29 protein-coding genes and 1 pseudogene are annotated in these 24982 nt (G+C 44.3%); all 30 read left to right on the forward strand.

What is annotated here, in order from left to right:
* Window positions 1-513 precede the first annotated feature (513 nt).
* Entirely contained in the window at window positions 514-1503 is a 990-nt protein-coding gene (locus FHS09_RS21155) for a transposase (protein ID WP_183463687.1), read from the forward strand.
* Between the two features lie 447 nt (window positions 1504-1950).
* Window positions 1951-2283, forward strand: a complete 333-nt coding sequence (locus FHS09_RS21160) for a transposase (RefSeq protein ID WP_183463689.1) — start codon at window positions 1951-1953, stop codon at window positions 2281-2283.
* Complete coding sequence (tnpB, locus tag FHS09_RS21165) at window positions 2280-2615, forward strand: IS66 family insertion sequence element accessory protein TnpB (RefSeq protein WP_183463691.1); 336 nt, start codon at window positions 2280-2282, stop codon at window positions 2613-2615. Before FHS09_RS21160 ends, tnpB begins: the two co-directional genes overlap by 4 nt.
* A 47-nt stretch (window positions 2616-2662) precedes the next feature.
* Window positions 2663-4199 (forward strand): annotated as a pseudogene (gene tnpC / locus FHS09_RS21170) (IS66 family transposase).
* A 369-nt stretch (window positions 4200-4568) separates the two neighbouring features.
* Entirely contained in the window at window positions 4569-5726 is a 1158-nt protein-coding gene (locus FHS09_RS21175; RefSeq protein ID WP_183463693.1) for a tetratricopeptide repeat protein, read from the forward strand.
* Window positions 5727-5796: 70 nt separating this feature from the next.
* On the forward strand, window positions 5797-6063 hold the full coding sequence (gene fliQ, locus FHS09_RS21180) for a flagellar biosynthesis protein FliQ (RefSeq protein WP_183463695.1): 267 nt from the start codon (window positions 5797-5799) through the stop codon (window positions 6061-6063).
* Window positions 6063-6827 carry a flagellar biosynthetic protein FliR gene (locus FHS09_RS21185; RefSeq protein ID WP_183463697.1) on the forward strand — a complete coding sequence of 255 codons (765 nt, stop codon included), beginning with the start codon at window positions 6063-6065 and terminating at the stop codon, window positions 6825-6827. The genes fliQ and FHS09_RS21185 overlap by 1 nt, the downstream gene beginning before the upstream one ends.
* Window positions 6827-7933 (forward strand): EscU/YscU/HrcU family type III secretion system export apparatus switch protein, encoded by a 1107-nt coding sequence (locus FHS09_RS21190; RefSeq protein ID WP_183463700.1) that lies wholly within the window; start codon window positions 6827-6829, stop codon window positions 7931-7933. Before FHS09_RS21185 ends, FHS09_RS21190 begins: the two co-directional genes overlap by 1 nt.
* Window positions 7934-7937: 4 nt before the next feature.
* Entirely contained in the window at window positions 7938-10010 is a 2073-nt protein-coding gene (locus tag FHS09_RS21195; RefSeq protein ID WP_183463702.1) for a flagellar biosynthesis protein FlhA, read from the forward strand.
* Entirely contained in the window at window positions 10007-10720 is a 714-nt protein-coding gene (locus tag FHS09_RS21200; protein ID WP_183463704.1) for a flagellar hook-basal body protein, read from the forward strand. The genes FHS09_RS21195 and FHS09_RS21200 overlap by 4 nt, the downstream gene beginning before the upstream one ends.
* Window positions 10721-10765: 45 nt before the next feature.
* Window positions 10766-11530, forward strand: coding sequence for a flagellar hook-basal body protein (locus tag FHS09_RS21205; RefSeq protein ID WP_183463706.1), 765 nt, complete (start codon window positions 10766-10768; stop codon window positions 11528-11530).
* Between the two features lies 1 nt (window position 11531).
* A complete protein-coding gene (gene flgA, locus FHS09_RS23315) occupies window positions 11532-12485 on the forward strand; it encodes a flagellar basal body P-ring formation chaperone FlgA (RefSeq protein WP_183463708.1) in 954 nt (317 codons plus the stop codon).
* 2 nt (window positions 12486-12487) lie between these two features.
* Complete coding sequence (locus FHS09_RS21215; protein ID WP_183463710.1) at window positions 12488-13159, forward strand: flagellar basal body L-ring protein FlgH; 672 nt, start codon at window positions 12488-12490, stop codon at window positions 13157-13159.
* 10 nt (window positions 13160-13169) lie between these two features.
* Window positions 13170-14321: a flagellar basal body P-ring protein FlgI gene (locus FHS09_RS21220; protein WP_183463712.1), complete on the forward strand. Its 1152-nt coding sequence runs from the start codon at window positions 13170-13172 to the stop codon at window positions 14319-14321.
* Between the two features lie 14 nt (window positions 14322-14335).
* Window positions 14336-14716: a flagellar basal body rod protein FlgB gene (locus tag FHS09_RS21225; protein WP_183463714.1), complete on the forward strand. Its 381-nt coding sequence runs from the start codon at window positions 14336-14338 to the stop codon at window positions 14714-14716.
* Window positions 14713-15111: a flagellar basal body rod protein FlgC gene (flgC, locus tag FHS09_RS21230; RefSeq protein ID WP_183463716.1), complete on the forward strand. Its 399-nt coding sequence runs from the start codon at window positions 14713-14715 to the stop codon at window positions 15109-15111. Before FHS09_RS21225 ends, flgC begins: the two co-directional genes overlap by 4 nt.
* Window positions 15111-15404, forward strand: coding sequence for a flagellar hook-basal body complex protein FliE (gene fliE, locus FHS09_RS21235; protein WP_183463718.1), 294 nt, complete (start codon window positions 15111-15113; stop codon window positions 15402-15404). The genes flgC and fliE overlap by 1 nt, the downstream gene beginning before the upstream one ends.
* Window positions 15405-15417: 13 nt before the next feature.
* Window positions 15418-16875 (forward strand): flagellar basal-body MS-ring/collar protein FliF, encoded by a 1458-nt coding sequence (fliF, locus tag FHS09_RS21240; protein ID WP_183463720.1) that lies wholly within the window; start codon window positions 15418-15420, stop codon window positions 16873-16875.
* The gene (locus tag FHS09_RS21245; protein ID WP_183463723.1) at window positions 16841-17233 is read left to right on the forward strand and encodes a hypothetical protein; all 393 of its coding nucleotides are present in this window, start codon (window positions 16841-16843) and stop codon (window positions 17231-17233) included. The genes fliF and FHS09_RS21245 overlap by 35 nt, the downstream gene beginning before the upstream one ends.
* Window positions 17233-18042 (forward strand): FliH/SctL family protein, encoded by an 810-nt coding sequence (locus tag FHS09_RS21250; RefSeq protein ID WP_183463725.1) that lies wholly within the window; start codon window positions 17233-17235, stop codon window positions 18040-18042. Before FHS09_RS21245 ends, FHS09_RS21250 begins: the two co-directional genes overlap by 1 nt.
* A complete protein-coding gene (locus FHS09_RS21255; RefSeq protein ID WP_183463744.1) occupies window positions 18042-19367 on the forward strand; it encodes a FliI/YscN family ATPase in 1326 nt (441 codons plus the stop codon). The genes FHS09_RS21250 and FHS09_RS21255 overlap by 1 nt, the downstream gene beginning before the upstream one ends.
* Before the next feature lie 59 nt (window positions 19368-19426).
* Complete coding sequence (locus FHS09_RS21260; RefSeq protein ID WP_183463727.1) at window positions 19427-19897, forward strand: hypothetical protein; 471 nt, start codon at window positions 19427-19429, stop codon at window positions 19895-19897.
* 9 nt (window positions 19898-19906) lie between these two features.
* A complete protein-coding gene (locus FHS09_RS21265) occupies window positions 19907-20539 on the forward strand; it encodes a hypothetical protein (protein WP_183463729.1) in 633 nt (210 codons plus the stop codon).
* 1 nt (window position 20540) lies between these two features.
* Entirely contained in the window at window positions 20541-20951 is a 411-nt protein-coding gene (locus FHS09_RS21270) for a flagellar hook capping FlgD N-terminal domain-containing protein (RefSeq protein ID WP_183463731.1), read from the forward strand.
* Between the two features lie 2 nt (window positions 20952-20953).
* Window positions 20954-22135: a flagellar hook-basal body complex protein gene (locus FHS09_RS21275; protein WP_183463733.1), complete on the forward strand. Its 1182-nt coding sequence runs from the start codon at window positions 20954-20956 to the stop codon at window positions 22133-22135.
* The gene (locus FHS09_RS21280; protein ID WP_183463735.1) at window positions 22136-22897 is read left to right on the forward strand and encodes a FliM/FliN family flagellar motor switch protein; all 762 of its coding nucleotides are present in this window, start codon (window positions 22136-22138) and stop codon (window positions 22895-22897) included.
* A gap of 18 nt (window positions 22898-22915) precedes the next feature.
* Window positions 22916-23227: a FliM/FliN family flagellar motor switch protein gene (locus FHS09_RS21285; protein ID WP_183463738.1), complete on the forward strand. Its 312-nt coding sequence runs from the start codon at window positions 22916-22918 to the stop codon at window positions 23225-23227.
* Window positions 23224-23643, forward strand: a complete 420-nt coding sequence (locus tag FHS09_RS21290; RefSeq protein ID WP_183463740.1) for a hypothetical protein — start codon at window positions 23224-23226, stop codon at window positions 23641-23643. The genes FHS09_RS21285 and FHS09_RS21290 overlap by 4 nt, the downstream gene beginning before the upstream one ends.
* Window positions 23643-24407 carry a flagellar type III secretion system pore protein FliP gene (fliP, locus tag FHS09_RS21295; RefSeq protein ID WP_183463742.1) on the forward strand — a complete coding sequence of 255 codons (765 nt, stop codon included), beginning with the start codon at window positions 23643-23645 and terminating at the stop codon, window positions 24405-24407. The genes FHS09_RS21290 and fliP overlap by 1 nt, the downstream gene beginning before the upstream one ends.
* Window positions 24408-24417: 10 nt before the next feature.
* Window positions 24418-24982: sigma-70 family RNA polymerase sigma factor (locus tag FHS09_RS21300; RefSeq protein ID WP_281383198.1), on the forward strand; the 565-nt coding region annotated here is incomplete at its 3' end.

The following is a 24982-nucleotide window of genomic DNA, read 5'->3' on the forward strand; positions in this document are numbered from 1 at the left end:
CAGGACATTCATGGACACCCACCAAACAAACAGGACATTCATGGACACCCACCAAACAAAAAGTATTCAGCGCCACCTCTATTGCAACTTCCGCAAATTGACGCAAAATACTGGCTATCCATCCACCTGTGCGGATAGCCAACCATGGGACTCCCGCGCAAAGCCCTCATCTCGCTTGAAACCACACCCTATTACCATTGCGTCTCCCGTTGCGTGCGCAAGACATGACATTCATGGACAATGACATTCATGGACACCCACCAAACAAAACATGACATTCATGGAGACCCACCAAACAAAAAGCATTCAGCGCCACCTCTATTGCAACTTCCGCGAATTGACGCAAAATACTGGCTATCCATCCACCTGTACGGATAACCAACCATGGGATTCCCGCGCAAAGGACATTCATGGACACCCACCAAACAAAAAGCATTCAGCGCCACCCCTATTGCAACTTCCGCGAATTGACGCAAAATGCTGGCTATCCATCCACCTGTACGGATAATCAGCATGGGATTCCCGCGCAAAGCCCTCATCTCGCTTGAAACCACACCCTATTACCATTGCGTCTCCCGCTGCGTGCGCCGCGCCTTCTTGTGCGGGCGGGACGAGCGAACCGGGCAATGCTTCGAGCACCGGCGCCAATGGATCGAGGACCGGTTGCTGGAGCTGGCGGAGGTGTTCGCGCTAGATATCTGTGCCTATGCGGTGATGAGCAACCACTACCATGTGGTGCTGCATGTGGATGCGGCGCAGGCGGCCGGCTGGACGCTGGGTGAAGTGGTAGAACGCTGGCACCGGCTGTGCCAGGGCTCCCCGCTCTCCCGGCGCTTCGTCCGCGGCGAACGCCTCGATGCCGCGGAGCTGGCCCGGCTTGCCGAGGTGGCGGAGGTGTGGCGGGTACGGCTGATGGATATCAGCTGGTTTATGCGTATGCTGAACGAGTCCATTGCCCGCGAGGCCAACCGGGAGGACGGCTGTACCGGCCGCTTCTGGGAGGGCCGCTTCAAATCCCAAGCCCTGCTGGACGAGCGGGCGCTGGCGGCCTGCCTGGCCTATGTGGATCTCAACCCCATTCGCGCAAAGATCGCTAAAACGCCCGAGACATCGGAGCACACTTCCGTCAAACAGCGCATCGGAGCAGCGAAAGGGGCGCGGCAGCCGGAATCCCTGTTTCCCTTCGCCGGCAATCCCAGAGAGAGCATGCCGACGGGGCTGCCATTCCGGTTACAGGACTACCTGGAGTTGGTGGACTGGAGCGGACGCTGTCTGCGCGAGGACAAGCGTGGGGCCATCACCGAACAGCTGCCGCCAATCCTGGAGCGGCTGCAGATAGATCCCCGGCACTGGCTCTACCTGAACAAACACTTCGAAAGCCGTTTCAAGTCTCTGGTGGGCGCCGCTCATTCCGTGCGAGGCGTCTGTGAGCAACTCGGCAAGCGCTGGGCGCAGGGTATACACGACTGTGAGCGTTATTTCTCACCACCTGCAACTTCCTGACTACTGACATATGAGCAAAGATGCCGGATTGAGTTCCTGAAAGAAAAGCGGTCCCACGCAAGCAGAGATTGCCGCGCTCGTAGGCGTGAGCCAGTCAACGATATCGAAAACTAAGGGTCAAATCTTGGCATTGCAGAATTGTAATAGCGGGAACCGTTATCGGTGGTACTACCTCTGCCAGCAGTTTAAAGACCACCACTGTGGCGACGTCAATCGGCGAATATCGTCTTGCTTGGTGCTGCAACTCGTGTTGGCAGCTGAGTTCTTTGGCCTTCAGAACCCCGACAAGCAAAAATGTTTTGTCGGAGAGTTGGTAATAGCGGGATCAGGGGCACCGGCCAAGAAGCTGTTTTCCGTAATAAGTGTAACCGTCCGGTGCACTCATCTACCCAACAGCAATCAGCCCTGTAATTTAGGTGTCCACCTATCAACAAGTGGACACCTAATATGAATGAAATTATCCCTGCTAAGACACCTGTTAAGCGTCGCCGTCACTCCCCGGAGTTTAAAGCCAGAGTACTCAAGGCTTGCCAGGAGGCGGGTGTCTCCATCGCGAGCGTTGCCCTGCAACGCGATATCAATGCCAATCTAATCCACAAGTGGCGGCGAGAGGCTAAGGGAGACCAGAAGCCCGTTGATAAGGGGTTCGTGCCGGTACCTCTGCCGGTGCCTACTGGAACGGCAGAGGAGGTGGTCCTCGAACTGCCCGGTATCATGGTGCGCTGGCCGTTGGCGCAGATCGACCGCGCCATTCCCTGGCTCCGAGCGCTGCAGTCGTGATCCAAGTCGACGAGATCTGGATGGCCACCGAGCCTCTGGATATGCGTGCGGGGCCGGATACCGCACTGGCGCGTGTGGTGCAGGTGTTCGGTGAGGCCAAACCCCACCGCGCCTATCTGTTTGCCAACAAACGCGGCAACCGTATGAAAGTGCTGGTGCATGATGGCTTCGGCCTGTGGTTGGCAGCTCGGCGTCTGCACCAGGGCAGCTTTGCCTGGGGCAAGCCGTGGCGGGGCGAGCGTGTCGCCCTGACCTCAGAGCAGTTACAGGCGCTGGTGATTGGGCTACCCTGGCACCAAGTCGGTCGCGATAACCGGATCGCCATACTCTAATCCATTCCTCCCTGGCCAACGCGCTGCAGTCTGGCAGTATGACTGCCATGACGACACCGCCTGATCTCAACAACCTCAATGCCGACCAACTGCGCCAGCTCGCGGCGCAGCTACTGTCCGATGCGGCGGAGAAAGATCAGACCATCTCTCGGCAGAGTAACCAGCTCCATAATCAACAGCTGCTGAACGACAAGCTCAAACACGAGCTGGCCATCCTCAAACGCCATCACTTCGGCAAGAGCAGTGAAGCGCTCAATGCCCACCAGGCCAGCCTATTAGACGAACTGGTGGACGCCGATATCGCGGCTGTCGAGATGGAGCGGGCTGGGCCTGTCGATAGCAAGCCAAAACCCGAGAAACACCAGCCCAAACGCTCTCCATTGCCACCGCAGCTGCCGCGCCAGGAACCGGACAGCACTCAGTGCACCTGCGGCTGCCAGCTCCAGCGCATCGGCGAAGATATCAGTGAAAAGCTCGACTACATCCCGGGTACGTTCACCGTAGAGCGTCATATCCGCGGCAAGTGGGCCTGTAAAACCTGCGAAAGCCTCACCCAGGCACCGGTGCCCCCGCAGATCATCGACAAGGGCATCCCCACCAGTGGTCTGCTGGCCCACCTGCTGATTGCCAAATACGCCGATCACCTGCCACTCTACCGGCAGGAAAAGATCTTTGCTCAGGCCGGACTCGCCATCTCCCGCTCCACCTTGGCGGAATGGGTTGGCCGCTGCGGCGTTGCTTTGCAACCATTGGTCGATGCCCTGAGAGAAGAGCTGCTTCTGCACCCGGTTCTCCACGCCGATGAAACCCCAGTACCCATGCTGGCACCTGGTAAAAAGAAAACCCATTGCGCTTACATCTGGGCCTACTGCAGTACCTCTACTGCCGCGGTGAAAGCCGTGGTCTATGACTTCGCCGAAATCCGCGCTGGCGCCAATGCCCGCACCTTCCTTGAAGGCTGGCAGGGCAAACTGGTGTGCGACGACTACAGTGGCTACAAGGCCGGCTTCAACAAGGGCATCACTGAGATTGGCTGCATGGCCCATGCTCGGAGGAAGTTCTACGACCTGCATGTGGCGAATAAAAGCCAGATTGCCGAACAGGCCCTGCAGCTGATCCAGCAGCTTTACGACATTGAGCGGGAAGCCCAAAAGCTCACCGCTGAAGCCAGAAAGCAGCTCCGACAACAGCGATCAACCCCAATCCTGGACAGTCTCCACCAGTGGCTGATGACGCACCGACAAAAGGTGCCCAATGGCTCGGCAACGGCCAAGGCGATCGATTACAGCCTGAAACGCTGGCGGGCACTGACGCGCTATTGTGACGATGGCGCCTATCGACAATAACCATGTGGAAAACCAGATCCGCCCGTGGGCACTGGGGCGCAGCAACTGGTTGTTCGCCGGCAGCTTGCGCAGTGGCCAGCGGGCCGCTGCGATCATGAGCCTGATCCAGTCAGCCAAGCTGAATGGTCACGATCCCTATGCGTATCTGAAAGACGTCATGCAGCGATTACCGACGCAGCGCGCGAGCGCCATTGGAGAGTTGCTGCCACATCACTGGCTGCCCACTGACAAGGTGTGATGGCCGGACGCTTACTAATAAGCTGTAAAAGCTATATCAAACATCCATCCCCAACCTCTCAAATATCCCAAACCTCCCAAAAGTGTATAAATGGCGAGGGAAATCTGTTTGCTTTCGCTGGAAGGAGTAGTCTCCCTGAAACAGTATCCAATACTTTTTGCGTTAACAATAAATGAGCATGCAGCACTAAACTGGATTTTTTCTAACCAATTATAGTTTGTATGATAATCAAGTTGACTGATAATCATACTGAAGTGGCGTGTAATGTGAATTATTTGGTACTAAAATATGGAAACACTACTTATTTCCGCCCAGCGTGTGGTAGATTCTCTCGCCTTGTACTGAGAGGGATGTCTCTGGGGGGCGGCTTTGGAAAATTTACAAGAAAAAATTAAAAAACTTGAAACTTTTCTGGAACGAGATCCGGACAATCTTCGTATAGTCGGTGACCTGGTGGATAGCTGCCTGAGGGCTGGCAATCTAGATCAGGCCAAGGTCTACCTGGCTTATGGCCTTAAACGCTCGCCCGATAACCCCTCCCTGGCCTTTCAAAAGGGAATGCTTCTCCTCTACAAGAACGAATTTCAGAGCGCCGTAGAGGCATTCACCGCACTGCTGAATACCGATGTCCCCCAAGACGTGGTCAAATATAATATTGCGTGGGCAAGGCTCGCCTTGCATCAGCCCGCAGAATCTCTCGAAGTATTGGAAGGTGCTGATAGTTCTCAGCCTAGGACCGCTCTGCTCAAGGCCCGTGCACTCCACCATCTCGGCCGAATGGATGAAGCTACAGAGCTTCTATGGGTCGCCGCTACACATGACGAGACCGCGCTGGAAGCGGAATCTATGCTGGCAATCATTGCTCTGGATCAGGAGAGTGTCGAGAATGCGCGTTCTCTGGCGAACTCCATCTTGGGAAAAAATCCGCAAAATGTCGAAGCAAACTTGGTTGCGGGCACTTTAAGCTTGAACGATGGCGATTTGGCCGTGGCGGATACCAACTTCTCAGTGGCACTGGCAGAAAAGCCAAGCAGTGGAAGGGGTTGGTTGGGTAAGGGGTTATTGGCGATGTTACGTAGGGATTTCGCCCAGTCTACCGATTGCCTGGAGCGCGCGGTGGAGCTAATGCCAACACATTTGGGTACCTACAACGCTTTGGCATGGGCCTATATCTGTGCCAATGACCTCGACAAGGCAGAAGAGGTCGCGCAGCGTGCCAAGTCTATTGAACCAAGATTCGCGGAAACCCAGGGTACTTTGGCCGTTATCTCTTTGTTGAAGGGAGATAAGAGTTCGGCAAGTATCCAATCAAAACTGGCTAATCGGTTGAGTGGAAACTCATTTGCCGGTCGATTTTCAAAAGTATTACTGGATTCAGACTCTGGGGAAGTGCTGTCTGCAGAGAGCCTCATGGGGCAAATACTCAACTCTGAAATCAATAAGCAAGGTGAATCTCTTGTAAAAGCGTTGACTCGCTATCAAGAAAAGATTCAACAGGAAGCGACGTTAAACGACCCTGAAGAATAGTCAAGTAATAAAGTTTGAAAGGCGCAAAGCACAAATAGCGCTGCCCAATTAAAAAATAATTAAGCTAAATATGACTACTGACGCTGCTCTAGAACTCGTAAAACATATGTTAACCACTGCGACCGTGGTCTCAGCCCCTGTCCTAGGGGTGGCACTCCTTGTCGGCTTGCTTGTAAGCATCTTTCAAGTTGTAACTCAAATACAGGAAATGACGCTGACATTTGTGCCCAAGATACTCAGCGTTGTCGGTATAATATTTATATTTGGTGCATGGATGTTAGGTGGTATCGTTGCCTACACAGAAGCTATGTTTAGGCAAATAGCAGAGCTAATGTAATGTTGTTTCAGGCCAGCCTTGATTTCGTCACAAGCATTTTGTTAATTGCTACACGCCTGGCACCCATTTTTTTTGCCTTGCCACTGCAGGCTGTTACCTCTTTACCCTTGCGCGTCAGATTCTTTCTGGTCATGGCGTTCTCGGTAGTTCTTGTAACTTTGTTGCCTGATACCGGATTAAATATTGGTTCTAGCTATGAGCTGGTGATCGCATTGCTCAAAGAATTTTCTGTAGGTCTCGCTTTATCGGCAGCAATAATGGCTGCTTTCTCCGCCTTCAGTGTGGCAGGGCGCCTTATAGATTTTCAGATGGGTTTGGGGGCGGCAACCTTGTTTAACCCCCTGTCTAATTCACAGAACTCCCTAATAGGGACTCTGCTGACTCTGATGGGCACCCTGATATTTTTCCTTGTGGATGGGCATTTGGCACTTATTCGTGGCATTAAACAGACATTTGTGCTTGTTCCAATCGGCGGGGGTCTGAAAACCATTGGATTTTTGGAAGCTTTTTTGGCCGCAGGGAAAATGTTTCTCTACGGTGCGACACTGGCTGCACCAGTGATCTTGGGGCTTTTTCTTATTGATTTTGTAATTGCTGTATTCGCTCGTACCATGCCGCAGCTCAACCCGTACTTTGTCGGATTGCCATTTAAGATATTTATGGGCTTGATGCTCCTTACGTTATCTCTGAACTATTTTTCCAATCCGATTCGAGCGATCTTTGAGTCTATCTTTGGGAACTGGACTAAGGTCTTGGTGGCATAATGTCTCAGGATAAGAACTCCCCTTCTGAAAAAACAGAGCCAGCCTCACCTTTTAAGCTTCGTGAAGCAAAAAAAATGGGGCAAGTGGCAAAAAGTGTAGAAGTGGTATCTGTTGTTACACTAATTGGTTTTTTGATTATATTGGTGGGAATTGGAGACACGTTAATCTACAAAGTACTGGATAGTTCCGGCAGCATGATCTCCTCCGCAGGACACTTAAGGCTCAGCAAAGAGAATCTTGGCGCGTGGGCGGGAAATCAGCTAGGCTCTTCAATCAGTGTATTGGTTCCTGTATTGTTAATGGCGGTAACATTTGGAGTGATTGGAAATATTATTCAAACTGGATTTATTTTTTCTTTGCGCCCGCTAAAACCCGATTTTAATAGATTGAACCCTGTTAATGGGTTTAAAAAAATATTCTCTCTAAAGGCCCTGTTTGATTTGTTTAAATCTTTTATCAAGCTGGCCGCGCTAGGTGGATTTCTTTATCTATTAATAATTTCGTTGGTTAACAGATGGGTTGGCCTCACGAATTTGAATGCGACTTCAGCTACTTCAGTATTTCTGGAGTCGCTGACTCTGGTGTTGGCATTATTGATACCGGTAATAGCGGTAATTGCTCTACTTGATCTGATGTTTTCCCAGAAAAGCTTTTTAAAGCAAATGCGAATGACGAAGCAAGAAGTGAAGGATGAGATAAAAAGACGGGAAGGTGACCCTAAGATAAAGCAGCGCCGCAAGGAGCTTCAGCAAGAGCTAAGGAAGCGAACGAACGGATTGGGTAGTGTGCCATCCGCGGATTTAATTATTACAAACCCAACTCATATCGCTGTAGCAATTCGCTACGATAGAAGAACAATGGCCGCGCCTATAGTAGTGGCGAAGGGCACAGATCAAATTGCGCTAACGATTAGAGAGATTGCACGAAACCACGGTATTCAGATTGTTCACCGCTCCGGTTTGGCAAGATATCTATATAAATCCACAAAAGTGCAAAGTTACATCCCCGTAGATACATATATGCCGGTGGCCAGGTTGCTAAGAGATGCAACGCAGAGACAGAATTCAAATCGGTCTGGTATTAAAGCCTCCTCAGAGCAGAGTTAAGTAGATGTTAGAAAGGACTTTTGGAACGAAAAGTGAAATTGCTCTGGTAGTTGGAGTGATTGGAATTCTGGTCGTCCTCTTTGCTCCCATACCCTCAGGAATTCTGGACTTTCTCCTGTTGTTCAACTTCAGTACGGCGCTACTTATTCTGCTCCTAACTTTCTATATGGATAGGCCAGTCGAGTTTTCTACTTTTCCAGCTATTCTTCTGATCGCAACCCTGTTGAGGCTATCTCTAAATATCGCGGCTACCAGGCTTATCCTTAGTGAAGGTGATGCAGGTGATGTGATTGGTGCAGTTGGCGAATATGTGGTTGGTGGTAACTATGTAGTTGGTTTGGTTGTATTCTTTATTTTAATCGTTGTGCAATACATAGTGGTAACTAGCGGTGCACAGCGTGTCGCAGAGGTCGCTGCCAGATTTACCTTGGATAGCATGCCAGGTAAACAAATGAGTATTGATGCCGATCTCAATATGGGACTAATTGATGAAAAGGAAGCACAGAAAAGACGCAAGGATATCGAAAGGGAAGCAAATTTCTATGGATCCATGGATGGAGCAAGTAAATTTGTCAAAGGGGATGCTGTCGCAGGAATCATCATAATCCTTATTGATATTATTGGTGGCTTGACTGTTGGTATAGCGCAAATTGGTATGAGCTGGGGTGATGCGCTACATACTTATACATTAATGACGGTAGGTGACGGAATTGTCACTCAAATACCGGCACTAATTATTTCCACTGCTACTGGAATCATTATTACCCGCGCATCCAGCGATTCGTTTCTTGGCAATGAAATTGGTAAGCAACTTGCACGATATCCAAAAAGTTTGGTTTTGGTATGTATTGCATTGCTGATATTCTCATTTTTACCTGGAATTCCTCTATGGCCTATTGCCATTCTACTGCTTATATTTGCTCCGTTTGCTGTGCTGGCGTTAAAGTCGCAAAAAGACCTGGCTGATAGCGATATAATTAAAGACGATGATAGAGACCAGGAATCTGAACAAACATACACTGATATTGTTGTTGAACCCCTCGAAATACACGTGGGCGAAGAACTTGGTGAATTTCTATCGAGTGAAGCTATATTTCTGGAGAAAGTGCGAAATTTCAGGAACCAATACGCTCAAGAGATGGGAGTTATTATCCCAAAGGTCAAAGTCAGCGTATCAAAGAAACTTAGTTCGCATGCATATGAGATAAGAATTTTCAATACAAGAGTGGGACGCTCGGAGTGCTATCCAGAAAAATACTTGGCTATCAGTGCGACAAGTAAAATTAGTATATCGGGAATTGAAACCAAAGATCCGTCATATGGATTACCTGCAGTATGGATTGATTCAGAACAGAAATTGATTGCCAAAGAGAAGAATTTTACTGTAGTTGATCCCGTAACTGTACTGTTTACACATTTCACTGAAATAATCAGACAACATGCAGGTGAATTTGTTACCAGAAGAGAAACGGAGGCTCTATTAAGCAAAGTCAAAGTTTCTCAGCCTGGTTTATACGATGAACTTATTCCAGATAATATGTCGTTAAGTGATATTCAGAAGGTCTTAAAATCTTTGCTAAGGGAAAAAGTTCCGATAACAAATATTGAACTAGTCGCTGAAGCTTTGGTGGATAAATCTCGTATAACAAAAGATATCCCTCTGCTCGTAGAAATGGTTCGACAGCAGCTTGGAAGAGTGATTTGTGAGCCGCTACTTGATGCGGATGGAATTTTGCAAGTTTTGACTTTGGATCCTCTACTGGAAAGAAAGTTATCGGAAAGTATTCTGCAGGTTGACGGCGTCGCGAAACTTAGTGTAGACCCAAGGCTAGTGGAAAAATTCACTATCAACTTGGTAAAGTCTACCGAAAAGATGGTGCATTCAGGGCGTAAACCGGTGCTGCTCTGTTCCGCAAATTTACGCTACCACCTGCGTCAACTAATCGAAAGATTTATCTCTCATATATTTGTAATATCACTTAGCGAAGTTCCAAATACTGTTCAAGTACAATCGTTCTCAATTGTAACCGGCGGAACTTTGGCTGAAGGAACAAAAAAAGAGGAGTTAGTCGCATGATTGAAGGGGTGAGTGCGCTTTTGAAATCTATGCAATTCGATATCGAAAAGCTGGATATTGCAAGCCAAAATCTGGCAAATATACAAACAAATGGATACAAGCGTATTGTAGACAATATCGCTTCTACTGGAGCAGAAGTGCAAGACGTTGAGAATACGACCCTGGCTGCAAAAGAAGGAGTACCAGAGGTAAACAAGTCGGTCGATTTCTCTCAGGGATCCTTGAAATATACAGGGAGAAAACTAAATATCGCGCTTGAAGGGGATGGGTTCCTTCAGGTTAGACATGGCGATAACCTGCTCCTAACCCGGAGGGGAGAGCTTAAAGTGGATCAACAAGGATTTCTCACACTCTTGAACGGTGCAAAACTACAAGGTTATGAGGGAGATATCTCACTTCAACCAGGAAGTTTCGAGATTGACAGGCAGGGATACGTCTATCAGGAAGGCGGAGAGCCCATAGCGCAGCTGGCTATAGTGAACACTTCGGATCTTTTCCCTCAAGGTAGTGGGCTCTACTCTAGTAACATTGTTGAACCACTAGAAGTGGTTTCTGTCCGTCAGGGTTTTCTCGAAGCGTCAAATGTGAATCATCTTCAGGAGATGATAAAGCTTGTGGAATTAACGAGACATTTTGAAAGCGGACATCAGGTCTTACAAGGTTATAACACAATGATGGAAGACGCAGTTACTAGAATAGGAAGGATTTAGCTTATAGATAGCTAAAGATGGCCATAAACTTGAATTGGTGAATATATGATCGAAGCGCTATACATTGCGGCTACAGGCATGCATGCAGAAGCATCTCAAATTGATACTATATCTAACAATATGGCAAATCTTAACACGACTGCCTATAAGAGGCAGGGCGTTAGTTTTGAAAGCTTGATGTATCAAGCCCAAGAAAACGGTGCTACTGGCTCCAGAAATCAATCGTATGGAATGGGGGCTGTGGCGGATAAAATTGTTCGCTTCTTTGAGCCTGGTGATATCAAATCTTCAGAGAACTGGCTGGATGTCGCTATTTCAGGAAAGGGGTTCTTCGAAGTAGAGTTGCCAAATGGTGCACTGGCATATACCCGTGCAGGTAACTTTAAATTAGACGAAAATGGATTCCTTAGCACTAGAGAAGGACATTTGCTTGCAGATCGCATTCAGATGCCCGCCGATTCAAGCCAGTTGCGAATTACCGATGGTGGGGATGTCTATGCTACCTTTCCGGATAGCTCAGAAGAATTGATTGGTAGCATATCGCTTGCTGGATTTATGGCCGAGCAGGATCTGGATGCCATTTCCGGCGGCCTATACATCGCTAATGAATCATCAGGAAGTGCATTCTACTCTGAGCCTGGCGATGGAGGATTGGGGTTGGTTCGCCAGGGCTACGTTGAGACTTCAAATGTAGACTTGGTGGAAGAAATGTTGAGTCTTACTATGGCTCAGAGAGCATATGAAGGCAATTCACAGGTAATACGAGCCGCAGATGAAATGATGCGTATCAATAATTCATTAAGGATATAAAGTGGTTCGTAGACGATTACTACCTATTGCTTTCCTTGCTTTCTCATTGTTGGCTGAAGCTAGCTTGTCGGACGCCGGAGTTTTAAAGCTGTACCCTATAATAGGGCAGGATGAAAAAGGTATACCCTTGAGTGGTTTAGGAGTGTCTAAACCTACCATCAATGGAGATCGTCATATCCAGGTGCCGGATTCGTTAAAAGTAAATGCCAATGTTACAGGCTACTGGTTGCACAGGAGGGATATAGAAAAACTCCTTAAAAACCAGTATCCGGAAATTCAATTGCAAATGCTTGGGCCAAATCAAATAAAAGTTGAGTGCAAGAACTTCACTATCCCAGAGGATTATATTGCGTCCAGAATTGTTTCTTTCTTTAAGGAATTAGATTCTCTTGGCAGTATGGTAACAGCGGAGATTATCGGGGAAATTCCGCAGCAACAACTATGCACTGACAATTATAATTTGACGATGCAAAGAATGGGTAAGGGTAGGATGAGAAGTCGTGAATCGATAAGCGTAACGCTGCTTTCTGATTCCGATAAGATACGAAGCTTCCCGGTTTGGTTGAAAGTCAAAGCATATAAAAAAGCTTGGATCGCTGAGAAAAATTACAATTCCGGGAGTAGAGTAGAACTCCTTTCTGTTAGGCAAGAATATATTGATTCCGCAAAACTGAATTCCGAGGTGGTCGAAGAGTTGCCTAAAGGTAAAAGGCTCGCCATAGCTGTAGCCGCTAACGAAATCCTGACTACCTCTCACATTGAAGATATCCCTTTAGTTGAGCAAGGGGAACCCATAAAGATTCTATCTGCTGTAAAGAATATCAGAATTGTAGCAATAGGCAGAGCCAAATCAGATGGGGACCTTGGTGACACAGTGTTTGTTCAACTAAAGGGGCAGAAAAATGTTTTAAAAGGAAAGGTCATTGCTAAACAGTTAGTAGTGATTAGTGGCTAATTATGAAAATCAAAATAGTGTGTGCAGTTTTTTTTATGAATTTCGGGGTTACTCTGAGTCCCGCTTTTTCAGAAAGCCTATTTAACGAAGAAACCTTCGTTCCGTTGATTGCTGATTATAGGGCAATCACGATAGGTGACAGCGTTACCATTGTTATAGTCGAATCGTCCCTGGCAAGAGCGAGTGACGGAGATAACAATTCTGGCTCTCTCAACGCAAATGCAAGTGGTCGCCTGGTAACTACAAATAGGGAAGAGGTGGGAAGTGGTGCTCTGAGCTTGGGGTATGATGCAGATAGGGATAGTGCTACAAATCGGGATGGCCTATTTAAAGCTGTTGTCACTGCGGATGTTGTAGATATTGACTTACATGGGCGATTACTTTTGCACGGAAAACAGCACCTTATAGTGAATGGTGAAGACCAATACATAGCAATAAGTGGTTGGGTTCGACCTATCCATATTGATGGAGATAATACAGTAGTTTCCAGCAGAATTAGCCAGGCAAAAATTGTCTATTCAGGGAAAGATCCAGATCGTATTAGTATTTGGTCAAGACTAAAGAGTATATTCTGTTGTGGTTGGTTTTCAGAAGATGAGCCTATTAGTGAAGCAGATGCGGGCCTACATTCACAGGCTGATTACTCAGAAGAGTTGCAAGAACTGGATAAATAGGTTTTAGATAATGATTTTTTTTAATTCCAAGCTGCTTTTCATTATAGCGTACTTGCTTCTGTCGTCTTTGTTGGTTACCAACGCAAACGCATCAGTACGTCTTAAGGAGTTTGCGCGAGTAGAAGGGGTAAGAGATAACGCATTGGTAGGATATGGTTTGGTTGCAGGTCTGGCGGGAACCGGAGATACGCGTCGGTCAGATGCCACAGTCCAATCCATTATAAATACGTTGGCTCGTTTCAACGTAATCGTAGACGAACGTGATATTAGTAGTCGGAATGTGGCAGCGGTAATGGTAACGGCGACATTACCTTCATTTGTGCAATCTGGAGATAAAATTGACATTAATATCGCATCTGTTGGCGACGCGCGGAGCTTAATTGGCGGTACACTGCTGATGACACCATTAACGGCTGCAAATGGTCGGATATATGCGTTGGCCCAGGGACCTGTTTCAGTTGGAGGCTACGCCTATGGGGCGAATGGAAATGTCATACAGAAAAACCATCCAACAGTTGGCGTAATTGCCAATGGAGCTACGGTTGAACGAGAAGTTGAAACACATTTAGTAGAAAGCGGGAAGCTCAGTGTTCTCCTGTCTGAGCCGGACTTTACTACTGCGGCTAGAGTGAAAGAGGCTCTGAGCGAGAATTTCCCTAATTTGGTTATTTCAACTCAGCATGCAGGCAAGATTAATATTCAAATTCCACATAGTACCGATGTTGTAGATTTGATCGCAAAAATAGAGAACATTTCCATTACTCCAGACTTAATAGCAAGAATTGTAGTCAATGAGAGGACTGGAACAGTCGTATCAGGAGGAAATGTCAGGCTTGATGCGGTATCTATTTCTCATGGAAATATAGAGCTAAATATATCTACTGATTATGCTGTATCTCAACCAAATATATTTGCTCTTGGCCTTGAAGAAAGCAATATAGCAGATCACGATGGAAATGGAATTTCAACAGTTGTTATTCCACAAACAAATTTAAGCGTAAGAGAGCAATCTCTTGCGTCCGTATCAATACCTTCGGGAAGCACTGTTAACGATCTTGTTCGAGCACTTAAACAAATTAACGTAAGCACTAGAGACATGATAGCGATTCTTCAGGCCGTAAAATCTGCTGGAGCCTTGCACGCGCAGCTTGTAGTAAAATAGAAGGGGTATTAAGAATGATCGAAATACTTGGAAGCCTAACCAATGATCTCCTCGGGAAAGCATTGGATCGGGCTAGTGTCGAGAACAGGCTTATTGCCACCAATGTGGCCAATATTGATACAGAGGGTTACCAACCTGTAACAACAAAATTCGGCGAGATATACGAGCAATTAGTATCAGCAATTAGCAGCGAGAACTACGCTCGATTAAACGAGTTAGAGCAAAAATGGTCTCCAGCTGATGATATCAACTTTCATCCCTCGAAAGATAAAGTAAGGCTGGAAGAGGAAATGGTTAAGCTAGCTAAGAATACATTACATTTTCAATCGTTGCTTACCGCGAAATCTCAGTTATCAGGCATAGTAAAAGTCGCTGTAAAAGAGGGACGGGAATGAGTAACGATGTATTTTCCATTAGTTTAACAGGGTTAGAATTTCAGAGGCTGAAGGCAGACGCCGTTGCCATGAATATAGCAAACAGCTCAAATTCTGCCAGAAGCGTGAGTGAAGTTTATAAGCCACTTGAGGCGTTGGCAACAGTAAGTGGAACGAATAATTCGAAACCAGTTATGGATGTTAGATTAGTCGAACGTAGTGTAGAGCCAAATAAAGTATATGACCCTTCTCATCCATATGCGGACGGGAACGGATTTGTGTTTAGGCCTGGTGTTGATCCTGTTCAGGAGATGGTTAACTTAATGACTGCAACGCGCATGTATCAGGCCAATGTTCAAGTATTGGAGGCATCGAAACAGATGATTCAGTGGGCTATAGAAACTGGAGTGAAATAATGGAAGTTGATGCTATATCTTCTTGGCCTGTATTATCTCCGATAGATAATAGTAGTCTGAGTATTGGCCGTTCATCACCAGTGTTCGAATCTATAATGAGTGAGCTGAATGCTGTGGACCAACAGTATAAGAGTGCCGAAAAAGAGACGTTGGAGCTGATTACAGGAGAACTGGATAATGTTCACCAAGTGATGGCCTCAATTAACAAGGCAAAACTGAGTTTTGAACTTGTAACACAAGTTAGAAATAAGATACTTGAGGGATATCAGGAAGTTATGAGGATGCAGATCTAACTGTAGTTATATTATGTGGGAAAATTTAAGTATATATCGGAAAATTATTTTTGCTGTAGCTGTGGTGTTAATACTAAGTATTCCCGCAGTATTTTTTTTCATGATACAAAATGATCATAGGGTATTGGCTGAGAATATAGAAGCTGAGCAGCTTTCGGATGTAATAAGAATGCTCGATGAGGAGGGAATTCCCTATGAGTTTTCTGCCGAAAATGGTGCCATATCTGTTCAAGGTAATGACTTGGCAAGAATTCGCATGATTTTGGCAAAAAATGGGACTCTAGAGAGTAGTAGCCTGGGATTTGAAATATTTGAGAACACTTCATATGGCATGACTGAGTTTTCGCAAAGAATATACTATCAGCGTGCACTTCAAGGAGAGTTGGAAAGAACGATAAAATCGTTAGAAGCTGTCCGTAGAGTAAGGGTCCATTTGGTATTGCCGGAAAACTCCTTATTCAAAGATCGACAAGGTCAATCTAAGGCGTCGGTTGCTCTATCTATAAAGAATTCGACACGTTTGAGTCAAGAAGAAGTGCTTGGTATTCAACATCTGGTTGCTGCCGCGGTTCCCGAACTTGATCCAGATAGGGTTACAGTAATGAACTCTTCAGGGATACTTTTATCAGAGGATCCATCAACTGGGTTTAGAGTAACAAGTAAACTGCAGTTTAAGAAAGAATTAGAAAATTATTACAAAGAAAAAGTATCTGAAATAGTAAATAGAATAGTCAGTGATGAAAACGCCGTTGTGCTGATTGATACCTCGATTGATTATTCTAAGTCTGAGAGCACGAAGCAAACAGCTATTCCGTTGACTGGTGAGAGTTCAGGCGTGCTCGTGCGGAATAAAACTAATCGCAACTATGACGGACAAACTAAAACTGGAGCTGGCGCAAGAAGAATAGATAAAGGTTTGGTGTCTGAAGCAGTGGAAAATGAGTATCAGTATTCCAGAGAGATGACAAAGACCGAGATAGGCCCAGGAAGAATTAATACGATCACAGTATCTATACTTTTAGCGATAGAAGTTGAGGAGCAAAAAGTTTCCCAGCTTACAAAGCTGGTTGAAGAGGCTATTGGTTTTAACCCGGTCCGTGGAGACCGTGTATCTATAAGGGCAATTTCTCCGTTAAGGAATAGTTGGGAGAAAGATTCCAAAAAAACTAAAAGCACTGACGAAAATCTTGATGGAATTAGTCGTTTGTCTAGCGATACTGAGTCCAAAGTTGAGAGTACTAGATACACGTCTAGTAACAGGCCTTGGTATGCTAATCTTATATTCAGAGAGTATCGGCTATGGTTCATCGTTCTTACTATTATCATAGCTCTAGTAATTATAGGTATGGCTTATACTAGCTTACGTAGGAAGCATTTAAGTGGGCCGGAAAAGGCGGCATTACTTGAAGATATGAGAATTTGGCTGGGTGAATCAAATGCAGAATATAAATATTCAAAGCAAAAAGGCTAAGTTTATAGCTATAAAGTATGCATCACTAAGGTGGTATGATCGCATGTGGATAAGGGCGCGACTGGAAACGGAGCAGAAGAGAAACCTCGATAAAATTTTGAATAGTTTCAAAACTAAGAATCTAGACAAATTAAGTTACAGTGAAATAGATGGAATTATTCAAGAGATGGACATGCACTGTGTTACGAATGACATTTCAGTGCAACAGGGTATCCAGTCGGGAGAGCGCCTGCCAAGAGCTATACAGAAAGTTCTAAGCAAGGAAAAGGGTAGCTCAAGTATGACAGGCGAAGTCACGCCACATGTTGAGTCTACGGTAGTTAAACTGCATGATCTCTATAAGGCTGGAGTTATTTGATGAATTCAGTTATTCGTGATCCTATCATAAAGGGAGCGAAACGCTTAGGAGTTGATGTTGGATCAAGTGACAGTATTGAGAATGTGTCTACACAGTTAATTAGTGAATATAGGAAAGAAGTTGATTCAATCGAAGATTATCGAGAAAAACTAAACGCAGCAAATAGGGAAATTGAACAGCTTTCTGGGAATCTGGAAAGACAATCTAAAGAAATTGAAAATTTAAATGAAATAAATAAAAGCCTAACTAATAAGCTCAGCTCACTGAATGAAACCTTGAATAATGCCCAGGTTGAAGCAAAGAATACTGGGTACTCAGAGGGGTGGGAAAGTGCAAAGAATAAATGCGAGATGGAATATAGGCTAACTGCCGAGAATCTACAGGGCGAAGTACAAGCTCAGCTTTCTGTTTTGCGCGCTGTTAGCGAGGCCAACTGGAGTAAAATAAGTGAGTTCGCGGCCGAAATAGGGTTTGAGATAGCATGTAAACTCATAGGTGAGGAGTACTGTAAAGCTAATGGGCTCTTAGCCATACTTGTGCATAGCATTAAAGCTGTTATGGAGAAGCAGACTCTTACTATAAGGTTGGCTCCCCAAGACATATCTCGCTTGGATAGTATAAAGGAAGAATTGAAAGTTATACTAGGAAGAAATATTTCAGTTGTGTCTGATCCTGCTGTGGTTTTTGGCGGAGCAATTATTGAATGTGAATGTGGCCGATGGGATGCGAGACTGGATAAGCAGCTATTGCTTTTAAAGGAGACACTCGAATACTCCACAAGCTCTGTAATGATGGATACTAGCTCTTGATGGTGGCACCTGTAACGTATCGTGAAGCAATTAGATCAGCTCGACTAGTTACTAGAATTGGAAAACTAACGGGTTTTCGAGGAGCTGCGCTTGAGGCCACGGGGGTTGATGCCAGAATCGGTGAACTGTGTTCTATAAAACGAGAAGGCGGCCATCAAGACTTACTTGCTGAAGTAGTTGGGTTTACAAATGAGAAGCTTATTCTAATGCCTTTAGGCGAAGTGAAGGGCGTAAGGCCCGGTGCAGAGGTTCTCGCGGATCAGAATTTTCCCTGTATTTCCTGCAGTGATGAGCTGAAGGGGCGTGTGGTTGATCCACTCGGAAGCCCTTTAGATGGTGGCCATCTAGTCAAAGGCGAGCAAATATCAATTTGGGGGGAAGAAATTAATCCTTTCCAAAGAAATAGAATTGATACGATTTGCCAAACAAGAATACCCGCAATCGATGGCTTTCTCACTTTAGGTAAAGGCCAAAGAACTGGAATATTTGCGGGAAGTGGTGTTGGCAAGAGTACTTTGATCAATAACTTGGTTAAAGGCCATGACGCTGATATAAACGTTATAGCTCTAATTGGTGAACGTGGCCGTGAAGCAATGGAGTTTATACAGGATGTTCTTGGTGATGAGGGACTATCAAACTCTGTAGTAATAGTAGCTTCTGCCGAGTTGCCTGCTCTTATGAGAGTTTATTCTGCGTTCTCGGCAGCTGCTATAGCTGAATATTTTTGTAAAAGAAATATGAATGTTCTCCTGGCTATGGATTCAGTTACCAGGCTTGCAATGGCTCAAAGAGAGGTGGGATTAGCCACCGGTGAGCCGCCAACGACTAAGGGTTACACTCCTTCCTGTTTCAATCTATTGCCAAAGCTTGTAGAAAGAGCTGGTGCATTTAAAAATGGTGGTACTATTACCGCCTATTATACGGTTTTGGTTGAGGGAGATGATCTAAGCGATCCTGTTGCGGATCATATGCGAGCGGTGCTGGATGGGCATATTGTATTAGATAGAGATATTGCGTCAGAGGGTAAATATCCTGCTATTAACTTGCGTGAAAGTGTTAGTCGAATTATGCCGCAGTTAGTGGATTCTCATGACCGCCTTGTAGTAAAGGAATTGCTGGAATCACATAGTTTGTATCAGGAGTCAAAACCCATGATTCAGATTGGGGCGTACAAGAATGGAGAAAATGAGAGTTTGGATGCTGCTATTGTGGCGGAGAGCGAGCTAAGTAATCTCTTGTATAAAGGAAAAATGTCTTCAAGGGATATTACAATAAGCGAACTAACAAGGATTAGTGCTTTGTCTAATAAAAATGACACCCCTTAGGTTATAAGTGAATTGTTTGTTTATGCTTTTGAAAAATCACTAACGATATTTATTGTAAAATGAATTTTAGATTAGTTAAGAGAATAGAAAAGCAGAGAGCTGCGTTCAAGGTTTATTTGAACAGATTAGAAATCAAGAAAAATTCCCATATTAGGGAATTGGCAAACTTAAAATTAGAAAAAGATCTAAAAGAGGCCAATAGAGATCGTTTCTTGACAGAAGTCAAATATGTCAGAGAATTTATTAAAACTATTGTCGACGCCGAGAGCTTTAATGCAGAACAGCTGAATGACAGTTATGGATATTTGAGCATAACAGAAAAGAATGCAAATCGACTAAACTCGGAGTGTGAGGATTGCTCAGGCAAATACCATCAATTAGAAGATGAATTGTTGGGTTTGGAGCTGGAGATTAATGAGCTTAACAAACTGATATCGTCGTTGAATAACAGGGTTGTTTTAACACATTCAAAGATAGAGTCAGACAAAATTGCTGACTTGTATCCGAGAAATATTAATAGGATATTTTAGGATATAGCTATGCCAGTCGAGTTTCTTAATACAACTTATAATAAGTTTATTTCCAATCCTGAATCTAAAGATGGACAAGAAAATAAGCAAAAATGGCTTAGAGAATGGGAAAAATCTTTGGATGTAAAAGTCGAAAAAGGATCGATAAATTCTAGTACTATATATAAAGAGCAAAATATAACAGAAGGCAGGGCTAGGAAAGAACCTTTACTTTCCCCTGGAATGGAAAATTCACGCTCAAAACTCGACACGGCATACAAAAACATTCTTCTTTCCACGTCAAGTGAAATACAATCACGATATAGTTTAGTGGAATTTGTTCGTACAAGTAAGTATGGTCACCCTGTAGTTAACTATGGTGAGTCATCTTCTTCCAATACACGAAATTTGGTGGTTGACCTTAAAAATACTGAACAATCTTTTAGAATGCTCGCCAGTAGAGTTTTGCCCGAAAAAGTTTTACTTTCTGTTGTGAAATCCGATAGCGGGATAGAGATAAGATTGCGCGATTATTATTGTAATACTGGGAAATTCCTCTCGAAAATGAAAGAATTTATTAGATCAATTAATTTTGAATTGAATGTGAAAGTTGACCGAGTTATCGTAAACGGAAAAGTCTTCAATGTTCTTGGAGGGAAATAGTATGCCTGTTGATGCTGTTGGACAAGTTGCTGGCACGCAATCGCTTAATGAGCAAAGCGCGGTAAACCTTGACGAATTTTTGCGAATATTTATTACTCAACTAAATTATCAAGATCCATTAGATCCCGTAGACAATCGGGAGTTTATTACACAGTTGGCGGAATTTTCGAACCTTGAACTTTCCAGAGCAACGCAATCTGATATCTCTGATTTATTAGAAGTAAATGCGGTTAGCCAGTCTTTGGCTTTGCTGGGGAAGACCGTGGAGATAAATGGTCAAGATGGAGCAGTTATAGGAAATGTATCCTCTATTCGTTTTTCCCAAGGAGCGCCATTACTATCGGTTGTTACTGGAAACAACGAAATTATTCCTGATCTATCACCGTCAGAAATAAGGATTATACGGGAGTAATTATGTCTTTACTTAGTGTAGTTAGTAACAGTTTGTCGGGATTTAGAGCTTTTACAAAAACATTAGATAATTTAAGCCACAATGTCGCCAACATGAACTCACCAGGGTATAAAAAGCAAGATAGCTACTTTAGAGAGTTAAATGATAACCAGACTGGAGATGGGGTAAGATTTTCAGGTTCGGCTACACGCTTTACACAGGGGGATATATATAGTACTGGCCAAGATACGAACTTGGCGATAGATGGAGCGGGTTTTTTTATAATTGAAAATAATGGAAAATTATTGTACACGCGTGCGGGTCAGTTTGAGTTTAATGAAGATAAGCTTGTAGATGTAAGCAGTGGCGGTTCTATTATGGCTCTGGCTGAGAGCGGTGAGCTAGTAGAGATTGATATTTCTACATGGCAGGTATCACAATCAGAGCCAACGACTGAAGTTGAGTTATCAGGCAATTTAAGTTCACTTTCCACGACAGGTACGGAGTTCCCGTTGAACACCGATACGCCTGCGGAGTTTCAAGTGTATGACTCTCAAGGAGAGGCACATACGCTTACAATAACTTATACGAAGGAGCCTGAGGGAGACTGGCGTGCAGACGTAAGAAACTTTAATGATGAGATTATTGGCACAGGTCTTTTAAGGTTTACTTCAGCAGGATCTCCGATGGCAGACTCAAATTCTTTCGCATTTGAGCTGGTGTCAGAAGGTGGTGTCAGTCAATCTATTCTAGTAAATGCTGGTGAGCCTGGTGAGTTTAGTGGCTTAACAAGTTTTCCTTCTCAAACCAATGGAATTTCTGCGGAGAATCGTGATGGGCGCGGCGTTGGAGCGCTATTAAGCGCAACGTTTAATGAACAGGGAGGGCTAGTTCTTAGTTATACTAATGGTGCCTCCGAGGAGCCATATGAGATTGCCTTAGCGTATTTCAAAGATAATAGCGTTTTACAAGGGCTGACAGATAGTGTGTTCAGCGCAGAAAGTAGCCCACAAGTCATTGCCACCGCTGACGAAAGCATAGTTGGCAATATTAGAACTCAATCTTTAGAGCGTTCTAATGTGGATGTTACAGACGAATTCTCAGAGATTATAATCATACAAAGAGGGTATCAGGCATGTTCCCAGGTTCTATCTGTTTCTAGTGAAATGCTAGAAGAACTATATAACAGCTCTAGAGGTCGGTAGATGTCAGCTTTTCCTTTCTATGTATTCTCTGATGCAGAAATAGAAGAATTGAATGCTAAAATTCTTGATCTTGCTCAAGATTGGAGTAAGAAGTGGTTCGGGAAAACTGACCTGGATACTTCTATTTGTAATGCCTTTCGTTCCGGCAGACTTGGAAAAGGTGAGTTTGCACAGATTGTTTCTGGAACGGGAATTGCGTTTTGCCTTTCTGAACAGAGTTGCGCAGGATTGGTTTCTGAGAGTTTTAAGACCCAGATCTCTTATGTTGAGCTATCCCACCCAATTTTTCAGCAGTTTATAATTGAATTCCTTAAGGATTTTTTGAAAATTCTTGAGATCGAAGAGGAAGTTAATTTTGATAGACAACTTCCAGAAGAGATAGCGCACTATGGTTCTGGTTGGTTGGAAATTAAAGTACTAATTAACGGCGACTTTGAAGTGCTGACGTATTTGAGTGAGCATATTATCAGTTCAGTATTTTTTGTTCCAAGAGAGTTCTTTTCTAACAAAACTAAATTGGCACCTATTGACGTAGGTATTCGAGATAAAGAAATTAATTTACTTGCTAATTTGGGTAGAACATTTTTAGATTTGAATCAATTATGCAATATCAAAGTTGGAGATGTTATCCGCCTGGACACTGAGGCAAATCAGGCGATTGAGGTTTGTACGGTTGATGGGCAGCCTCTTCTTTTAGGGGATATTTGTGAGAAAAATGGAAATAACGCAGTTCTTGTTAGAAGTGCGTCGACAAATGAATAAACGGGGTATAGTTGAGTTATGTCGGAATCGGTAGAAATAGAGATCGCGGAGTTGCCAGAGTTGAAAGAAAATGCTGGGAATAAACTTTTCGAAAAACTGAATCCAAAAATTTTGAAAGGAATTGAGGTGGAGGCTAAGGTAGAGATAGGAAGATCTACGATTTCTGTCGAAAAACTTATGTCATTAGCTTCTGGAAGTATTCTTGAGTTTGATACTCCCTCTGCACAAGAGTTAAGCTTGTTGGTTGGTGGAGAGGTGGTTGCCAAAGGTCGGCTCGTGATTGTGAAAGGGTATTACGGCCTTCAGATATCTGAGGTTTTTCAATCTTGAGCATTCTGATCTGCTATAGAATTTTAGCTTTGTGCATTGCTATCGGATTATCTTGTGGTTCTATCGCTGATGATTTGTCAAGTTCTGAACCTGGCGATGTTGCTATGCCTAAAGCCGATACATCTGAAATTGAGTTTAAAGGTGACCGAGAATTAACGAGCCAACTGCCTTTAAGTTATTGGGTAGTTTTGTTTATTTTGGGCGCTATCGGCTCTGTTGCCTGGTGGAAATCAAGAGGCAGGTTGGCACTTAAATTAAAAAGTAATACCAATTCGGGGATTGTTAATCTTGTTGAAAAAACAGCGCTTGATTCCAATCTCACGGCTTATATCTTAGATATTAAAGGGAAAAAGGTATTAGTTTTGCGCCAACCAAATAACTTGTGTTTGACAAGTCTAGTAATGGAAGATCAGTAGTGGTACGTGGATTATTATTTTGTTTTGTATTATTTCTTTTTATAGGGGGGACTACAGACTGTTTTGCCCAGGCAGGGCAGCTTCAAGTTTCCGGTGGTGGGATTTCACTCTCCATTGATCCACAGGCAGCGGAAGAGGACTATTCCGCACCAGTACAGATTCTATTACTGCTTACGTTACTAAGTGTAGCTCCCGCTGCCCTTATGCTTTTGACGGCGTTCACCAGGATAGTCATTGTCTTGTCAATGCTAAGACAAGCCTTGGCGATGCCGAGCACACCTCCGAATAGCGTATTGGTAAGTTTCGCGCTTATTTTAACTATTTATGTAATGCTTCCTGTTTTTGAATCTATTAATGCTCAAGCAATAGAGCCGTATATGAAGAAGGAGGTTTCTGCCGGTGAGGCGATCACGTTAGCTCGTGTGCCCATTCAAGAGTTTATGATCAACCAGACTCAAGAAAAGAATATTGCTTTGATACTGGAACTGTCTGAAAAGAGCGCGCCCAATTTCGCTGCTGATTTGGAGTTTAGCACACTTGTACCCGCTTTTTTATTAAGTGAGCTTCAGTCTGCATTTGAAATTGGTTTTATAATTTTCCTGCCGTTCATAATGATCGATTTAATTGTCGCAAGTGTACTTATGTCAATGGGTATGATTATGCTTCCACCAACATCAATCTCCTTGCCGATTAAAATCTTAGTCTTCGTCTTGATCGAGGGTTGGTCGTTACTGGCGTATTCTTTGATTGGCAGTTTTAAATAAAATACTCCCAATGGATTGGAATTCAGTTGAGATTGATAAAAAGTGGAGAGAGCTACGAGCGGGAGATCTCGTTAATGCAAGGTTATGGTTGTTTGAATACTATCGCGATTATAGTCACTATATAGCCAAGAGCATTTATTTCCGTTCTAAGCATGCTGGCTTTGAAATGGAAGACCTTATTCAATGGGCGGAAATTGGATTGCTTGAGGCAATTGACAGATATAACTGGGAGCGAAAAGTTAATTTTCGGACCTATGCCGGATTTAGAATTAAAGGTAGTGTGCTAAATGGCATGGCTAAATATTCAGAAAAATCGAGCTATTACGAATTTCTTTCGAAATTGAATGCCGACCGATTTCAGTTTCATCTTAAGAGCGTAAATAGCGCTAATGGCACGCTTAATGAGCTGGTAGGGGCTGTATTGGATTTTGGATATATTCATATTCTGGAGAATTTTTGGCAACTTGAGGAGACGTTAGAAATAAATTCACCTTACTATACGCCTGAGTATAGTGCATTTGTTTCGGAAATAAATGGACACATATCAAAACTTCCAAAGTTAAGCCAAAAAATTA

The organism is Microbulbifer rhizosphaerae, from assembly GCF_014191725.1.
Lineage (GTDB): Bacteria > Pseudomonadota > Gammaproteobacteria > Pseudomonadales > Cellvibrionaceae > Microbulbifer > Microbulbifer rhizosphaerae.

What these genes read in the sequence shown, in the direction of transcription:
- FHS09_RS21225 (WP_183463714.1), top strand. Translation starts at nt 14,336, where the DNA reads ATGATCGAAATACTTGGAAGCCTAACCAATGATCTCCTCGGGAAAGCA.
- FHS09_RS21185 (WP_183463697.1), top strand. Translation starts at nt 6,063, where the DNA reads ATGTTGTTTCAGGCCAGCCTTGATTTCGTCACAAGCATTTTGTTAATT.
- FHS09_RS21260 (WP_183463727.1), top strand. Translation starts at nt 19,427, where the DNA reads ATGAATTTTAGATTAGTTAAGAGAATAGAAAAGCAGAGAGCTGCGTTC.
- FHS09_RS21255 (WP_183463744.1), top strand. Translation starts at nt 18,042, where the DNA reads ATGGTGGCACCTGTAACGTATCGTGAAGCAATTAGATCAGCTCGACTA.
- FHS09_RS21190 (WP_183463700.1), top strand. Translation starts at nt 6,827, where the DNA reads ATGTCTCAGGATAAGAACTCCCCTTCTGAAAAAACAGAGCCAGCCTCA.
- FHS09_RS21200 (WP_183463704.1), top strand. Translation starts at nt 10,007, where the DNA reads ATGATTGAAGGGGTGAGTGCGCTTTTGAAATCTATGCAATTCGATATC.
- FHS09_RS21215 (WP_183463710.1), top strand. Translation starts at nt 12,488, where the DNA reads ATGAAAATCAAAATAGTGTGTGCAGTTTTTTTTATGAATTTCGGGGTT.
- fliE (WP_183463718.1), top strand. Translation starts at nt 15,111, where the DNA reads ATGGAAGTTGATGCTATATCTTCTTGGCCTGTATTATCTCCGATAGAT.
- FHS09_RS21270 (WP_183463731.1), top strand. Translation starts at nt 20,541, where the DNA reads ATGCCTGTTGATGCTGTTGGACAAGTTGCTGGCACGCAATCGCTTAAT.
- FHS09_RS21275 (WP_183463733.1), top strand. Translation starts at nt 20,954, where the DNA reads ATGTCTTTACTTAGTGTAGTTAGTAACAGTTTGTCGGGATTTAGAGCT.
- FHS09_RS21155 (WP_183463687.1), top strand. Translation starts at nt 514, where the DNA reads ATGGGATTCCCGCGCAAAGCCCTCATCTCGCTTGAAACCACACCCTAT.
- FHS09_RS21205 (WP_183463706.1), top strand. Translation starts at nt 10,766, where the DNA reads ATGATCGAAGCGCTATACATTGCGGCTACAGGCATGCATGCAGAAGCA.
- FHS09_RS21265 (WP_183463729.1), top strand. Translation starts at nt 19,907, where the DNA reads ATGCCAGTCGAGTTTCTTAATACAACTTATAATAAGTTTATTTCCAAT.
- fliQ (WP_183463695.1), top strand. Translation starts at nt 5,797, where the DNA reads ATGACTACTGACGCTGCTCTAGAACTCGTAAAACATATGTTAACCACT.
- FHS09_RS21245 (WP_183463723.1), top strand. Translation starts at nt 16,841, where the DNA reads ATGCAGAATATAAATATTCAAAGCAAAAAGGCTAAGTTTATAGCTATA.
- flgC (WP_183463716.1), top strand. Translation starts at nt 14,713, where the DNA reads ATGAGTAACGATGTATTTTCCATTAGTTTAACAGGGTTAGAATTTCAG.
- FHS09_RS21250 (WP_183463725.1), top strand. Translation starts at nt 17,233, where the DNA reads ATGAATTCAGTTATTCGTGATCCTATCATAAAGGGAGCGAAACGCTTA.
- fliF (WP_183463720.1), top strand. Translation starts at nt 15,418, where the DNA reads ATGTGGGAAAATTTAAGTATATATCGGAAAATTATTTTTGCTGTAGCT.
- FHS09_RS21280 (WP_183463735.1), top strand. Translation starts at nt 22,136, where the DNA reads ATGTCAGCTTTTCCTTTCTATGTATTCTCTGATGCAGAAATAGAAGAA.
- FHS09_RS21285 (WP_183463738.1), top strand. Translation starts at nt 22,916, where the DNA reads ATGTCGGAATCGGTAGAAATAGAGATCGCGGAGTTGCCAGAGTTGAAA.
- FHS09_RS21220 (WP_183463712.1), top strand. Translation starts at nt 13,170, where the DNA reads ATGATTTTTTTTAATTCCAAGCTGCTTTTCATTATAGCGTACTTGCTT.
- FHS09_RS21160 (WP_183463689.1), top strand. Translation starts at nt 1,951, where the DNA reads ATGAATGAAATTATCCCTGCTAAGACACCTGTTAAGCGTCGCCGTCAC.
- FHS09_RS21195 (WP_183463702.1), top strand. Translation starts at nt 7,938, where the DNA reads ATGTTAGAAAGGACTTTTGGAACGAAAAGTGAAATTGCTCTGGTAGTT.